1 protein-coding gene is annotated in these 17,148 nt (G+C 76.9%); it reads left to right on the forward strand.

Going from position 1 to position 17,148, the window contains the following annotated elements:
* Nucleotides 1-22 precede the first annotated feature (22 nt).
* Entirely contained in the window at nt 23-17,134 is a 17,112-nt protein-coding gene (locus tag ACFYNO_RS36735) for a non-ribosomal peptide synthase/polyketide synthase (protein WP_388022029.1), read from the forward strand.
* Nucleotides 17,135-17,148: the final 14 nt, after the last annotated feature.

Consider the following 17,148-nt stretch of genomic DNA (forward strand, 5'->3'; position numbering starts at 1 on the left):
CCACGCCCGAAGGACGCTCGCCATGACGGACCCGCAGCACCCCACGGCCACCCGCCACCCCGCACTGGGCGAGCTGTTCGCCGCCCGGGCCGCCCGCACCCCCGACGCCCCCGCCCTCACCGACGGCAGCCGGACCTGGAGCTACCGCGAGCTGGCCGACCGCGCCGGGCGGCTGGCCCGCGCGCTGCGGCGGCGCGGAGCGGGCCCGGAGCGGACGGTCGCGCTGGTGCTGCCCCGCTCGCCGGAGCTGATCGCCGCGGAGCTGGCCGTCGCACTGGCCGGCGCGGCCTTCCTGCCGGTGGACCCCGGCTACCCGGCCGACCGGCGGGCGCTGATGCTGGCCGACGCCCGGCCGGCCGTCACCGTCGACGAGGCGCTGCTCGCCGAGCTGACGGCGGAACGGGACGCCCCGCCGGGCGAGCTGCCCGCCGTCGACCCCGCGCAGGCCGCCTACCTGATCTACACCTCCGGATCCACCGGCACCCCCAAGGGCGTCACCGTCACCCACCACGGCATCGGCGGCTTCACCGCGGCCGCCGCCGAGCGGTACGCGGTCGGCCCCGGCGACCGGGTGCTGCAGTTCTCCTCGCCCAGCTTCGACGCCTCGGTGCTGGAGCTGTGCATCTCGGTGCTCTGCGGCGCCACCCTGGTCGTGCCGCCCGGCGGCCCCTGGCTCGGCGAGGAGCTGGCCCAGGTGCTGGAGGAGCACCGGATCAGCCACGCGCTGATCCCGCCCGCCGCGCTGGCCACCCTGCCCGACCCGGCCGCCACCGGCGCCGGGCGGCACCTGCGCACCCTGATCGTCGGCGCCGAGGCCTGCCCGGCCGCGCTGGTCCGGCGCTGGGCGCCCGGCCGACGCATGATCAACTCCTACGGCCCGACCGAGGCCACCATCGTCGCCTCCTGGACCGGCCCGCTCAGAGCGGACGGCGGCGAGCCCACCATCGGCGCCCCGCTGCCCACCGCCCGGGCCCACGTGCTGGACGCCGCCATGCGCCCGGTCGCGCCGGGGGCGGACGGCGAGCTCTTCGTCGGCGGCGACGGCGTGGCCCGCGGCTACCTCGGCCGGCCCGGGCTGACCGCCGGCCGGTTCGTCGCCGACCCGTACGGCCCGCCCGGCGCCCGGCTCTACCGCACCGGCGACCGGGCCCGCTGGACGCCGGCGGGCGAACTGGAGTTCCTGGGGCGGCTGGACCGGCAGGTGAAGATCCGCGGCTTCCGGATCGAGCCCGGCGAGATCGAGGCCGCGCTGCTGCGCAGGCCCGGCGTCGGCGAGGCCGTGGTGGTGGTCCGCGAGGACGAGCCGGGGCGGCAGCGGCTGGTCGGTTACGTCACCGGCGAGGAGGGGCTGGACGGCGCCGCACTGCGGTCCGCGCTGGCCGCCGAACTGCCCGCCCACCTGGTGCCGGCCGCCGTGGTGGTGCTGACGGTCTTTCCGCTGACCCCGCAGAACAAGATCGACCGGCGGGCGCTGCCCGTGCCGGTGGTCACGGCCGTCCGGGCCGGCGAGCAGCCGACCACGCCCCGGGAGAAGGCCATCGCCGCGATCTGGGCCGAACTGCTGGGCCTGGAGGCGGTGGGGGCGCGCGAGGACTTCTTCGAGCTCGGCGGCGACTCGATCCTGGCCGCCCGGGTGCTCGGGCGGCTGCGCGAGGCGCTGGGCGTGCGGCTCGGCCTGCGCGAGCTGTTCACCGCCCGGACCGTCGCCGAACTGGCCGAACTGGCCGAACTGGCGGACGAGGCGGCGGGGGAGGAGGAGCCGGACCCGATCCCGCCCGCCCCGGCCGACCGGCCGCTCGCCCTCTCCGGCGGGCAGCGGCGGCTCTGGTTCCTCGACCACCTCGCCCCCGGCGGCACCGAGTACGCGACCGGCCTCGCGCTGCGGCTGCTCGGACCGCTCGACCCGGACGCCCTGCGCGGGGCGCTGAACGGACTTGCCGCCCGGCACGAGGCGCTGCGCACCACCTTCGCCACGGTCGACGGGCAGGGCGTGCAGCGGATCGGGCCGGTCGGCGAACTGCCGCTGCGCACCGTCCCGAGCGGCGGGGACGTCGAGGCCCGGCTCACCGAGGAGCTGCTGCGCCCGTTCGACCTGGCGGCCGGGCCGCTCACCCGCGCCCTGCTGGTCCGGTGCGGGGAGGAGGACCATGTGCTGCTGCTCGCCCAGCACCACATCGTCACGGACGGCTGGTCGGTGGACCTGCTCACCCGCGAACTGGCCGCGCTCTACCGGGGGGACGTGCTGCCCGCACCCGCGCTGCGCTACGCCGACTACGCGGCCTGGGAGCGGGAACGGCCGCAGGAGGACGGACTCGCTTACTGGAAGCGGCAGTTGGCCGAGATGCCGGAGCTTGACCTGCCGACCGACCGCCCCCGGCCGGCCGTCCGGGCCACCGCCGGCGGCGCCCACCGGCACGCCCTGCCAGGCGAGTTGGTGGAGCGGCTGCGGCAGCTGGCGGCCGGGCGCGGGACCACCCTCTTCACCCTCTTCACGGGCGCCGCCGCCCTGCTGCTGGCCCGCTGCTCGGGGCAGCGGGAGGTGGCGCTCGGCACCGTCACCAACGGCCGCGGCCGGGCCGAACTCGAAGGAGTGGCCGGATTCTTCGCCAACACCGTGGTGCTGCGGGCGGAGGTCGACCCGGACGCCACCGTGGACGGCTACGTCAGCGAGCTGGCGGGCACGCTGCTGGACGCCTTCGCCCACGACCAGGTGCCCTTCGACCGGGTGGTCGAGGAGCTGGCCCCCCGGCGCGACCCCTCGCGGACGCCGCTGGTGCAGGCGGCGGTGGTGCAGCAGCTCGGGGCACGGGGCGAACTGACGGCGGGTCCGCTCCGCTTCGCGCCGCATCCGCTGCCCAGGCCCGGCGCGCGCTTCGACCTGGTGCTGGAGTTCACACCCGCCGGCGACGGCTTCGAGCTGACCGTGGAGTACAGCACCGCGCTCTTCGCACCGGAGACCGCCGAGCGGCTGGCCGGCTACCTGCACCGCCTGCTGGCCGGCATGGCCGCCGGGCCGCAGCGCCGGCTCGCCGAACTGTCCCTGCTGAGCGGGGAGGAGGAGCGGGCGCTGCTCGCCGCCACCGACGGCCCGGCGGTGCTGGACGAGGCCGGGCGGCCGCAGCCGCCCGGGGTGGCCGGCCGGCTGGACGGGGCGGGCGAGCTGGTCCGCCGCCGGGCCGACGGCTCGCTGGCCCGGCTCGGGCCGGCCGGGCCGGCCGGTGTCCGGCGGCTGGACCTCGCCGACCTGGAACGGGAGCTGCTGGCCCGGCCCGAGGTGGCCGAGGCGGCCGTCTTCGAGCACGCCGGCCGGCCGGTCGCCTGGGTGGTCGCCGGTCCCGGCCTGGACCCGGCGGCCCTGCGCCGGACCCTGGCCGAGCGGCTGCCCGGCCGACTGGTCCCGGCGGCGGTGCTGCCCGTCGGGACCGCCCTGCCGCGCCACCCCGACGGCAGGGTGGACCGCGACCGCCTGCCCGACCCCGGCCCGCTCGACCGGGCCACCCGGTACGTGCCGCCGCGCACCCCCGGCGAACGCACCCTGGCCGCCGTCCTCGCCGACCTGTTGCGGATCGAACGGGTCGGCGCCGACGACAACTTCTTCGAGCTCGGCGGCGACTCCATCCTCAGCATCCAGCTCGTCGCCCAGGCCCGGCAGGCCGGACTCGCGCTCACCTCCCGCGACGTCTACCAGCACCAGACCGTCGCCGCCCTGGCCCGCTGCGCCGACACCGCCGGACCGCTGCGCCCCGCCGCCGGGCCCGCCGAACCGGCCAGCGGCAGCGCCCCGCTGACGCCCATCCAGCGGTGGCTGCTGGAGACCGGGGGCGCCGGCGCGGACCGGTTCGCGCAGACCCTCTCGCTGCTGCTGCCCGACGACCTGGACCCGGCCGCGCTGGAGGAGGCGCTCAACGACCTGGCGGCCCACCACGACGCGCTGCGCGCCTCCTTCGCCGGTGCCGGGGAGCCCTGGCAGATCGCCGAGCAGGCGCCCCGGATCGTGCTCGCCCGGCACACCGGCCCCGACTCCGACACCCCGCACCACGGCCCCTTCCCGCTGGGCGGCGGTCCGCTGCTGCGCGCCGTGCTGCACGAGCGCGGCGCCGGGCGCGCACCCGTGCTCCACCTGGCCGTGCACCACCTGGTGGTGGACGGCGTCTCCTGGCGGCTGCTGCTGGAGGACCTGGACCGCGCCTACCGGGCCCGCCGCGACGGCGCCCCGGTCGAGCTGCCCGCCAAGACCACGCCGATGCGCCAGTGGGCGGCCCGGCTGGCCGAGTACGCCGAGCAGGGCGGGTTCGAGGCCGAACTGCCGTACTGGACCGCCGTCGCCGAGCGCTCCGCCGGGGTGCGGCCGCAGGCCGGCGGGAGCTACGCCGAGACCCGCACCCTCACCACCCGGCTGGACGCCCGGGCCAGCGCCGCCCTGCTGCGCACCCTGCCCGAGACCTACCGCACCCGGATCAACGACGTGCTGCTCAGCGCGCTCGGCCGGGCCTTCGACGAGTGGAGCGGCGACCCCCGGGTGCTGGTCGAGGTCGAAGGGCACGGCCGGGAGGAGCTGTTCGCGGACCTGGACACCAGCCGCACCGTCGGCTGGTTCACCACCCGCCACCCCGTGCTGCTGGAGGTCGCGCCGGGGGCCGGCTGGGACGGCGTGCTCAAGCAGGTCAAGGAGCAGCTGCGCGCCGTGCCCCGGCACGGGCTGGGCCACGACGTGCTGCGCCACCTGCTGCCCGGCAGCCTGCCCGCCGAGCCCGTCGCGCCCGTCAGCTTCAACTACCTGGGCCGGATCGCCCCCGCCGAAGGCGGACTCAACCGGGGCGAGTTCCGCCCGCTGGAGCTGGACGCCGACCCGGCCGCCACGCGCCCGCACGCGCTGGAGCTGATCGGGCGGTTGGACGGGGACGAACTGGAGTTCACCTGGTGCCATCCAGCCGGTCAGGAGGACGGCACCGCGCGGCTCGCCGGGCTGTTCACGGCCGCCCTGCTCGGCATCGCCCGGCACGCCGCCCGCCCCGGCAGCGCCGGCCGCACCCCCTCGGACTTCCCGCTCGCCCGGCTCGACCAGCAGGCCGTGGACCTGCTCGCGGGCGCCGACCCCGGCGCGCTGGAGGACGTCCACCCGCTCACCCCCACCCAGGCCGGGATGCTCTTCCACGGCCTGGCCCAGGCCGACCGCGGCCCCTACCTGCAGCAGCTCACCTTCGAACTCGACGGCGTGCCGGAGCCGGAGCGGCTGGCCGCGGTCTGGCAGCGGGTCACCGACCGCACACCGGTGCTGCGGGCCGCCGTGGCCTGGCAGCAGGTGCCCGAACCACTGCTGGTGGTGCGGCGCGGGGTCGTGCTGCCCGTCGAACTGCTGGACTGGCGCGGGCTGACGGCGGAGCAGCGTGAGCAGCGCCTGGCCGAACTGATGCAGCGCGACCGGGAGCTGGGCATCGACCTGGACCGGGCGCCGCTGCAGCGGCTGCTGCTGGCCCGGCTCGGGGACCGCTCGGTGCGGGTGCTCTGGTCCTTCCACCACCTGCTGCTGGACGGCTGGAGCCTCTTCCAGGTGCTCGCCGACGTCTTCGCCCAGCACGCCGACCCGGCCGCCCCGGCCCCCGAGCGGCGCCCCTACCGCGACTACTCGGCCTGGCTGGCCGAGCAGGACGGCGCGGCGGCCGAACAGCACTGGCGGCAGCGGCTGGCCGGCCTGGCCGAGCCGACCCCGCTGCCCTACGACCGGGAGCCGCGCGAGAGCCACCGCGCCGAGTCCACCGCCGCCGTGCGCACCGCCCTCACCGAGCCCGCGACCCGGGCCCTGGAGGAGCTGGCCCGGAGCGCCGGACTCACCGTCAACACCCTGGTCCAGGGCGCCTGGGCGATCCTGCTGAGCCGCCAGTCCGGCCACTCCGAGGTGGTCTTCGGCACCACCACCGCGGGCCGCCCGCCGGAGCTGCCCGGCGCCGACACGATGACCGGCCTCTTCATCGCCACCCTGCCCACCCGGGCCGCCGTCCCCGTCCACGGCTCCGCGCTGGACTGGCTGCGGCAGCTCCAGCAGGACCAGAGCGAGGACCGCCGGTTCGGCCACCTGTCACTCGGCCGGATCCAGGCCGGCACCGAACTGCCGGAGCGGGCAACGCTCTTCGACAGCATCGTGGTCTTCGAGAACTACCCCGTCGACGAGGACCTGGCCGCCGCGCACGGCCTGCGGCTGACCGGGCTGGACGGTGTGGAGACCACCAACTACCCGCTCGCGCTGGTCGCCTACCCCGGACGCACGCTCGGGCTGCGGCTCGGCTACGACCCCCGGCTGCTCGACGCCGGCACGGTCGAGCGGCTGGCCGAGTACCTGACCGTGCTGCTCACCGGCCTCGCCGCCGATCCGCACCGGCCGCCGGCCCGGCTGCCGCTGCTCACGCCCGAGCGCCGCGAGCAGGTGCTGCGGGAGTGGAACGACACCGCCACCGGGCGGGAACCGGCCACCGTGGCCGAGCTGTTCGCCGCCCAGGTCCGCCGCACCCCGGCGGCCACCGCCGTGGAGAGCGGCGGGGAGCGGGTCGGCTACCGGGAGTTGGACGCGCTGGCCGAGGCCGTGGCCGCCCGGCTGGCCGGCCTGGGCGTGCGCGCCGAACGGCCGGTGGCGGTGCTGATGGAGCGCTCGGTCACCCTGGTCGCCGTCCAACTCGCGCTGGTGCGGCTCGGCGGCGTCTTCGTGCCGCTGGACGGGCGGGCGCCGCGCGAGCGGCTGCGCGCAACGGTCCGGCAGGCCGGCGCCGAGCTGCTGCTCACCGACGCCGGACGGGCCGCCGACGCCGACGGGTTGGCGCCCCAGGTACTGCGGCCCGCGGAGTGGACCGAGGGCACGCTGACGGGCGGCTTCGAGGTGCACCCCGACACCGTGCAGTACCTGATGTTCACCTCCGGCTCCACCGGCCTGCCCAAGGGCGTGGCGGTCCGGCAGCGCGACGTCGCCGCGCTCGCCCTGGACCGCGCCTTCGAGGGGCATGACCGGGTGCTGGTGCACTCCCCGCACGCCTTCGACGCCTCCACCTACGAGCTCTGGGTGCCTCTGCTGCGCGGCGGCACCGCCGTGCTCGCGCCGCCCGCCGAACTCGACGCCGCCACGGTGCGCCGGGCGATCGGCGAGCAGGGCGTCAGCCACCTCTGGCTGACCGCGGGCCTGTTCCGGCTGCTCGCCCAGGAGGACCCCGGCTGCCTGCGCGGCGCCCGCGAGGTGTGGACCGGCGGCGAGGCCGTGCCCGGCGCGGTGGTCGGCCGGGTGCTGGCCGCCTGCCCCGAACTGACCGTGGTCAACGGTTACGGGCCCACCGAGACCACCACCTTCGTCACCCGGCGGGCCTTCCGCCCGGGCGACCCGCTGCCCGCCGCGCTGCCGATCGGGCGGCCGCTGGACGACACCAGGGCCTATGTGCTGGACGACCGGATGCAGCCCCAACCACCCGGCATACCCGGCGAGCTGTACTTCGCCGGCGCCGGGGTGGCCCGCGGCTACGCCGGGCGCGGCGGCGCCACCGCCGCCCGCTACCTGGCCGACCCGTTCGGTGCACCGGGCGAGCGGCTCTACCGCACCGGCGACCTGGCCCGGTGGAGCGGCGACGGCGAACTTCTCTTCGCCGGCCGGGCCGACCAGCAGCTGAAGATCCGCGGCTTCCGGGTCGAACCGGCCGAGATCGAGGCCTGCCTGACGGAGCATCAGGAAATTTCGGAGGCCGTGGTCTCGCTGCACCGGCAGCCGGGCGGGCGCAAGGTGCTGGTGGCCCATCTGGTGGCTCCGGCCGGTCTCGACCCGGCCGCGCTGCGGGCCCGGCTGGCCGAGCGGCTGCCCGACTACATGGTGCCCGCCGCCTTCGTCACCGTGCCCGAACTGCCGCTCACCGCCAACGGCAAGGTGGACCACCGCCGGCTGCCCGCGCCCGAGTTCGGCACCGCCGAGCAGGCCCACCGGGAGCCCGCCACCCGGGCCGAGCAGCTGCTCGCCGGGATCTGGGCCGACCTGCTCGGCCTTGAGCGGGTCGGCGCCGACGAGAACTTCTTCATGCTCGGCGGCGACTCCATCCTCTCCATCCAGGTGGTCTCCCGGGCCCGCGCCGCCGGACTCGCCCTGACGCCCCGCGACCTCTTCCGGCACCCGGTGCTCAGCGCCCTCGCGGCGGCGGCCGCGGAGACAGCACCCGCCATCGCGGGGACCGAACCGGTCGCGGGCGCTGTCGAACTGACGCCCATCCAGCACTGGCTGCTCGACCCGCAGCCGGTGCGGCCCGAGCAGGTCGGCCAGCGGCTGACCGTCGAACTGCCCGCCGAGGTCGACGAGGAGGCGCTGCGGCAGGCGCTGGCCGCGCTCTGGAGGCAGCACGACGCCCTGCGCTCGCGGTTCGAGAACCTGGACGGGCAGTGGCGGCAGAGCTGCGCCGACGCCGACCAGCCGGTTCCGGAACTGCTGCGCACCGATGCGGACTTCGACCTGGCGGCCGGTCCGCTGCTGGCGGCCGTCCGGGACGGCGACCGGCTGGTGCTGACGGCCCACCACCTGGTGGTGGACGGCGTCTCCTGGCGGATCCTGCTGGAGGACCTGGAGACCGCCTACCGCCAGGCCCGCGACGGACAGACCGTCCGGCTGCCCGCCCGGACCAGCTCGGTGCGGGAGTGGGCCCGGCGCCTGCGCGCCCGTACCGCGGCCGGCGCCTTCGCCGCCGAGCGCGAGCACTGGCGCGCGGCCGCCCGGGAGTGCGCCCGGCCGCTGCCCGTGGAGCTGGGCGGCGGCAACACCGTCGCCGACACCGCCGAGGTCACCGTTCGGCTGGACCGGCGGCAGACCGAGGAACTGCTGCGCAAGGTGCCCGCCGCCTACCGCACCCGGATCGACGACGTGCTGCTGACCGCGCTCGGCCGGGTGCTCGCCGACTGGACCGGGCGCGAGCGCGTCGCCATCGGCCTGGAGGGCCACGGCCGCGAGGACCAGCTCTTCGACGACCTCGACCTCTCCCGCACGGTCGGGTGGTTCACCAGCCTCTACCCCGTCGCCCTCGAACTGCCGGACGGTCACTGGGGCGCGGCGCTGAAAGCCGTCAAGGAGCAGCTGCGCGCCGTGCCGCAGCGCGGCCTCGGCTACGGCGCGCAGCGCTACCTGGCCCGGGACCCCGAGCTGGCCGCCGCGCCCGGCGTCAGCTTCAACTACCTGGGCCGGTTCGACTGGACCGCCGGCGACGCCGCCCTGGTCCGCGCCGTGCCCGGCGGCCTCGGCAGCACCGAGCCGCCCGAGGCCGAACGCCCGCACCTGCTCGACGTGGTGGCCCGGGTGTCGGACGGCGAACTCGAACTCGCCTGGTACTACAGCACCGGACGCCACCGGCGGGAGACCGTCACCGCCCTCGCCGAGGCGATGGCCGCCGCGCTCGGCGGAATCCTCGCGCACTGCGCCGAACCGGGGGCCGGCGGCCGCACGCCCTCCGACTTCCCCCTGGCGCTGCTGGACCAGGCCACCCTGGACCAGGTCGTCGGGGACGGCAGCGCCGTCGCCGACCTCTACCCGCTCACCCCGATGCAGGCCGGCATGCTCTTCCACCACCTGCTGGAGCCGGGCGGCAGCAGCTACGTCAACCAGGCCGTGCTCCAACTCGCCGGTGTCACCGACCCGGAGGCGCTGGCCGAGGCCTGGCAGCGGACCGCCGACCACAACCCGGTGCTGCGCACCCGGCTGGTCTGGCAGCAGACCGCCCGGCCGCTGCAACTCGTCCAGACCCGCGCCGCCGTGCCGATCGACCGGCACGACTGGAGCGGGCGGCCGGCGGACTGGTGCGCCCGGGAGCTGGACCGGCTGCTCGCCGAGGACCGGGCGGCCGGCATCGACCTGGCGGCGGCTCCGCTCTTCCGGCTGACGCTGATCCGGCTGGCGGCGGACCGGGTGCGGCTGGTGTGGACCTTCCACCACGTGCTGCTGGACGGGTGGAGCGCGGCCCAGGTCTTCGAGGAGGTCTGCGAGCGCTACGCGGCGGCGGTCGGCGACCGGCCGGCCGGGGTGCCGGAGCGGGCCCCGTTCGCCGAGTACCTGGGCTGGCTGGCGCGCCAGGACGGCGGAGCGGCGGAGCGGTACTGGCGGGAGGCGCTGGCCGGATTCGCGGCGCCGACCGAGCTGCCCGGCCTGCGGCGCGGTGCGGCGGCGGAGGGCGCCGGGGCCTGCGAGTCGGTGCTGGTCGAGCTGGGCGCGGAGGTCTCGGCCCGCCTGCGGGAGACCGCGCAGGGCGCCGGACTGACCGTCAACACGGTGCTGCAGGGCGCCTGGGCGCTGCTGCTCTCCCGGTACGGGGGAGCGGAGGACGTGGTCTTCGGCAGCACCGTCTCCGGCCGGCCGGCCGAACTGCCGGGCGTCACCGGGATGGTGGGGCTCTTCATCAACACGCTGCCGACCCGGGTGCGGGTGGCCGGCGAGCAGCCGCTGCTGGCCTGGCTGGGCGAGCTGCAGGCCGCCCAGGCGGAGGCGCGGCGGCACGAGGCGGTCTCCCTCGCCCAGGTCCAGGGCTGGAGCGAACTGCCGGGCGGGACACCGCTGTTCGCGAGCATCCTGGTCTTCGAGAACTACCCGCTGGACGGCGAGGCCCCCGGCCGGCTCGGCCTGACCGTGACCGCCGAGCGGGACGTGGAGCCGACCAGCTACCCGCTGAGCGTGGTGGTCGCGCCGGGCGAGGCGCAGCTGTCGGTGATCCTGGACTACGACCCGGCGGCACTGGACCGGCCCTTGGTGGAGTCGCTGGCCGGGAGCCTGCGCGCGGTGCTCGGCGGCATCGCGGCCGACCCGGGACGCACGGTGGCGGAGCTGCCGCTGATGGCGGACGGAGCGGAGCTGCTGGAACGTTTCGCCAGCGAAGCACCACGGCCGCCGCAGGGTGGTTCGCTGCCGGAGGCCTTCGAGGCGCAGGCCGCGCGGACACCCGGGGCCGTCGCCGTGATCGACGGGCCCGAGCAGCTGACGTACCGTCAGCTAAACGCCCGCGCCAACCGGCTGGCCCGGGTGCTGATCGCGCACGGCGCCGGGCCGGAGCGCTTCGTCGCCCTCGCCCTGCCGCGCGGCGCGGAGCTGCTGGTCGCCCTGCTCGCCGTGCTGAAGAGCGGCGCGGGCTACCTGCCGATCGACCTCGGGTACCCGGCCGAGCGGATCGCCTTCCTGCTCGACGACGTCCGCCCGCACGTGGTGCTCGGCAGCACCGCCCAGCGCGACCGGTGGGCCGAGGTGGCGCCCGGCACGCCCCGCCTGGAGATCGAGGAGCTGGACACCGCCGCGGCGGCCGACACCGACCTCACGGACGTGCCCCGGCACCCCGCCCACCCCGCCTACGTGATCCACACCTCCGGCTCCACCGGCACCCCCAAGGGCGTGGTGGTCGCCCACTCCGCCGTCCTCGGCCTCACCGCCTGGGCCGCCGAGGAGTTCCGCGACCGCGGCTTCGGCCATGTGCTCGCCGCCACCTCGCTCTCCTTCGACGTCTCGGTCTTCGAACTGCTCGCCCCGCTGCTGGCCGGCGGCACCGTCGAGCCGGTCCGCGACCTGCTCGCCCTCGCCGAGCGGGCCGAGCCCTGGCAGGCCGGCCTGCTCAGCGCCGTGCCCTCCGCCCTCGGCCGGCTGCTCGCCGAGGGCACCGCCCGGATCGCCGCCGACACCGTCGTGCTCGCCGGCGAGGCGCTGCCCGCCCGGACCGTGCGGCAGGTGCGGGAGGCGATACCCGGCTGCCGGGTGCTCAACATCTACGGCCCCACCGAGGCCACCGTCTACGCCACCGCGCACGCCTGCGACCCGGCCGACGGCGGCGACCCGCCGATCGGCCGCCCCGTGGCCGGCACCCGGGCCTACGTGCTGGACGAGCGGCTGCGCCCGGTCCCGGCCGGCGCCCCCGGCGAGCTCTACCTGGCGGGCACCGGCCTGGCCCGCGGCTACCTGGGCCGGCCCGGACTGACCGCCCAGCGCTTCCTCGCCGACCCGCACGGCGCACCCGGCGCCCGGATGTACCGCACCGGCGACCTGGCCCGCTGGACCCCGGACGGCCGGCTGGTCTACCTGGGCCGCACCGACGACCAGGTCAAGGTGCGCGGCTTCCGGATCGAACTCGGCGAGCTGGAAGCCGCGCTGGCCCAGCACCCGGCGGTCCGGGCCGCCGCAGCCCGGGTGGTCGAGCAGGACGGCCACCGGCGTCTCGCCGCCTACGCCGTCCGCCGGCCCGGCGGGGAACCGCTCGACCCGGCCGCGTTGCGCGCCTTCCTCGCCCGGGGGCTGCCCGAACACCTCGTCCCCGCGGTGGTGGTGGAGCTGGACCACCTGCCGCTCGGCGCCACCGGCAAGCTCGACCGCCGCGCGCTGCCCGAACCCGACTGGCAGGCCGCCGCCACCGCCGCCGAGCACCGCGAACCCGCCACCGCGACCGAGCGGACCCTCGCCGCGATCTGGGCCGAGGTCCTCGGCGTCCCGCAGGTCGGCAGCGGCGACAACTACTTCGCCCTCGGCGGCGACTCCATCCTGGGCATCCAGATCGTCTCCGCCGCCCGCCGGGCCGGCCTGGCGCTGACCCCGCGCCACCTCTTCGCCCACCAGACCGTCGCCGAACTCGCCACCGCCGCCGACCTGCTGCCCGCCGCCGCGGCCCGCGCCGCCGAACAGGGCCCGGTCACCGGCGAGGTGCCGCTCACGCCCATCCAGCACTGGCTGTTCGACAGCCTGGACGGCGATCCGGCCCTGGTCACCCAGACCACCGCGCACACCGTCGACCCGGACGTCGACCCGGCCCTGCTGCGACAGGCGCTGGCCGCCGTGCTGGAGCACCACGACGCACTGCGGCTGCGCGCCACCCGGCAGGCCGACGGGAGCTGGCGCCAGCGGATCGCCGAGCCGGGCGAGGCCCCCGAGCTGTGGGAAACCGAACAGGCGCCCGAGCAGGTCGAGTTGGCCTTCGACCTGGCCACCGGCCCGCTCCTGCGGGCCGCGCTCTGCCGGCCCGCCGGCGCACCGCCCGTCCTGGTGCTGGCCGCCCACCACCTGGTGGTGGACGCCGTCTCCTGGCCGCTGCTGCACGCCGACCTGGACGCCGCCTACCAGGCCCTGCGCGAGGGCCGGCGGCCCCGCCTCGGCGCCAAGACCAGCTCCTTCCGCAGCTGGGCCGAACGCCTGGCCGAGCACACCGCCGCCGGCGGCTTCGACGCGGAGGCCGCGCACTGGCAGGCGGTGGCCGCCGGCAGCGGCGAGCTGCCCGTCGACCTGCCGGGCGGTCCCAACACCGCCGCCGCCGAGCGCACCGCGACCGCCGGACTGGACGCCGAGGAGACCAGGCGGCTGCTCCAGGAGGTGCCGCCGGTCTACCGGACCCGGATCAACGACGTGCTGCTCACCGCGCTCGGCCGGGTGCTCGGCCGCTGGACCGGCCGCGACCGGGTGGCCGTCGCCCTGGAGGGCCACGGCCGCGAGGAGCTCTTCCCCGAACTCGACCTCTCCCGCACCGTCGGCTGGTTCACCGCCCTGTACCCCTTCGCCGTCCCCGCCCTCCCGGAGGCCGACCCCGGCAGCGCGCTCAAGCAGGTCAAGGAGGCGCTGCGGGCCGTGCCGAACGGCGGCACGGGCTACGGCGCCCTGCGCCAGCTGCGCGGCGGCGCCGCCGCCGCACCGCAGCTGAGCTTCAACTACCTGGGCCGGCAGGACGGTCCGGCCGGGCCGGTCGGCGCCTTGCTGAAGGCCCCGCACGGCGGACTCGGCGGCAGCCTGGACCGCACCGCCACCCGGCCGCACCTGATCGACATCGTCGGACGAATAACCGACCAGCGACTGGAGTTCAGCTGGTCCTACGCCGACACCGTGCACCACCCCGCTACCGTCGAGCGGCTGGCCGCCGAACTGGCCGAGGAACTGCGCGCGCTGATCCGGCACTGCGCCGACCCGGCGGCCGGCGGGCGCACCCCCGCCGACTTCCCGCTGGCCCCGCTCGATCAGGCCACCGTGGACCGGCTGGTCGGCACCGGCCGCGAGGTGGTGGACGTCTACCCGCTCACCCCCAGCCAGGCCGGCCTGGTGGTGCACGGGCAGCAGCACTACACCGAGCAGATCACCTTCGTGCTCGACGGCGTCACCGACACCGCCGCGCTCGCCGCCGCCTGGCGGCACGTGGTGGACCGCACGCCCGTGCTGCGCAGCAGCGTGGTGCTGCACGAGGTGCCCGTGCCGCTGCAGTTGGTGCACCAGGGCGTCGACCTGCCGGTCGGCCTGCACGACTGGACCGGGCTCGACCCGGACCGCCAGGCCGCCGAACTGGAGACCGTCCTCGCCGGGCAGCGAAACCTGACGCTGGATCAGCCCCCGCTGCTGCGAGTCGCGCTGGTCCGCCTCGGGCCCGACACCGTGCGGGTCGTCTGGACCTTCCACCATGTGCTGCTGGACGGCTGGAGCGTCTTCCAGGTGCTCGGCGACGTGCTCGCCGCCCACGCGGCACTGGCCAAGGGCGAGCAGCCGCGGCTCACCGAGCGGCGCCCGTTCGCCGACTACGTCGGCTGGCTCGCCGCCCGCGAACCCGGCGCGGCCGAGGAGCACTGGCGGCGCACCCTGGCCGGAATCACCGCCGCCACCGCGCTGCCCTACGACCGCCGCCCCGTGCCCGGCGAGACCGCCCGCTCCGACCAGTGGCTCACCCGGCAGCTCACCGCCGCCGAGACCGCGCGGCTGCAGAAGTACGGCCGCACGCACCGGCTCACGCTCAACACCCTGGTGCAGGGCGCCTGGGCGCTGCTGCTCGCGCGCAGCGGCGGAGGGCCCGAGGTGGTCTTCGGCACCACCGTCTCCGGCCGGCCCAGCGACCTGCCGGGCGCCGACGGCATCACCGGGCTCTTCATCACCACCCTGCCCGCCCGGGTCGCGGTGGACGGCACCGCCCGGACGGCGGACTGGCTGAGCGCCCTGCAGCAGGCGAGCGCCGAGGACCGCCGGTTCGACCACCTGCCGCTGCCCGCCCTGCTGGCCTGCGCCGGACTGCCGCCCGGCCAGGCGCTCTTCGACAGCCTGCTGGTCTTCGAGAACTACCCGGTCGGCGACGACACCGCCGGGGCGCACGGCCTGCGGATGCGCGAGCTGGACGCCCGGGAGGCCACCAACTACCCGCTCACCGCCGTGATCTCACCCGGCGAGCGGCTGCACATCGAACTCGGCCACGACCCGCGCTGGTTCGACCGCCGCACCGCCGAGGCGCTGGCCGACCGGCTGGTGCACACCCTGCTCGCGCTCGCCGACAGCGGCGCGGGCGACCGGCTGGAGCAGGTGGAGGTGCTGTCGCCCGCCGAGCGCGAGCGGCTGCTGCACGGACCGGTCCGGCCCGACCTGGAGGCCGCCGAACCCCGGCTGCTCGCCGAGCTGTTCGAGGCCGCCGCGGACCGCGACCCCGAGGCCACGGCGCTGCGCGCCCCCGGCCTGCTGCTGGACTTCGCCGGAGTGGAGGCCTGCGCCAACCGGCTGGCCCACCGGCTGCTCGCCCGCGGCGCCGGCCCGGACACCCTGGTCGCCCTGCTGCTGCCGCGCTCCGCCGAGATGGTGCTCGCCCAACTCGCCGTCGCCAAGACCGGCGCCGCCTTCCTCCCCGTCGACCCCGGCTACCCGCGGGCCCGGATCGAGCTGATGCTCGCCGACGCCGCCCCCGCCCTCACCCTGGACCACGCCGAGGTCACCGCCCTGCTGCTGGACGAGGAGACCCCCGCCCACCGCCCCACCGACGCCGACCGCACCCGCCCGGTGCGGCTCGACGACCCGGCCTACGTGATCTACACCTCCGGCTCCACCGGCACCCCCAAGGGCGTGCTGGTCACCCACCGGGGCCTGGCCGGCTTCGCCGCCGCCGAGGCCGCCCACCTGCACGTCACCCCCGGCGACCGGGTGCTGTCCTTCGCCACGCCCAGCTTCGACGCCGCCGTGCTGGAGCTCTGCCTCTCGCTGCCGCACGGCGCCGCCCTGGTGGTGCCCGAACCCGGCCCGCTGCTCGGCGGCCCGCTGGCCCGGCTGCTGCGCGCCGAGCGGATCACCCACACCCTGCTGCCGCCCGCCGCCCTGGCCACCCTGCCGCCCGACACCCCCGGCACGCTGCCCGACCTGGTCACCCTCGCCGTCGGCGCCGACGCCTGCCGGGCCGAACTCGCCGCCCGCTGGGCCCCGCACCACCGGATGGTCAACTGCTACGGCCCCACCGAGGCCACCGTGGTGGCGACCTGGTCCGACCCGCTGCCCGGCGACGGCGGCGCACCGCCGATCGGCCGCCCGCTGCCCGGCACCCGGACCTACCTGCTGGACGAGCACCTGCGCCCGGTCCCGGACGGCGTGGCCGGCGAGCTCTGGCTCGGCGGACCGGGCCTGGCCCGCGGCTACCTCAACCGCCCCGGACTGACCGCCGAGCGGTTCGTCCCCGACCCGTACGGCCCGCCCGGCGCACGGATGTACCGCACCGGCGACCTGGCCCGGCGCGACGCCGACGGCGAACTCCACCACCTCGGCCGCACCGACCACCAGCTCAAACTGCACGGCCACCGGATCGAGGCCGGCGAGGTCGAAGCCGTGCTGCTGCGCCACCCGGCCGTGCTGGACGCCCTGGTGACGGTGCGCGAGGACGAGCCCGGCCTGCCTCGGCTGGCCGCCCACCTGCTCGCCGCCCCCGACGCCGCCCCGCCCACCGCCGCCGAGCTGCGCGAACTCGCCGTGCGCGCCCTGCCCGGCCACGCCGTGCCGACCGCCTACGCGATCCTGGACGCCTTCCCGCTCACCGAGAACGGCAAGGTGGACCGCCGGGCGCTGCCCGCGCCCGTCACCGTCGAACCCACGGGCACCGGGCGGGTGGCACCCCGCACCCCGCTCGAGGAGGTGCTGGCCGAGCTCTGGGCCGATACCCTGGGCGCCGAAGTCGGCGTCACCGACGACTACTTCCTGCTCGGCGGCGACTCCCTGCGGGCCCTGCTGATCGCCTCCCGCGCCAACGACACCTTCGGCACCGCGCTCACCCCGCGCGACGTGCTGGTCAGCCGCACCGTCGCCGGACTGGCCGAGCTGGTGGAGGACCTGGTGCTGAGCGAACTCGAGGCCGCCGCCGCGGACGGCGGCGGCGACCCGACGGCCGGAGAGAACCGGTGAGGACGTCAATGAAC

Source organism: Kitasatospora sp. NPDC006697, assembly GCF_042869935.1.
Taxonomy (GTDB): domain Bacteria; phylum Actinomycetota; class Actinomycetes; order Streptomycetales; family Streptomycetaceae; genus Kitasatospora.

Bases quoted from the DNA above. Each gene is read 5' to 3' on its own strand.
- ACFYNO_RS36735 (WP_388022029.1), top strand. From the start codon at position 23: ATGACGGACCCGCAGCACCCCACGGCCACCCGCCACCCCGCACTGGGC.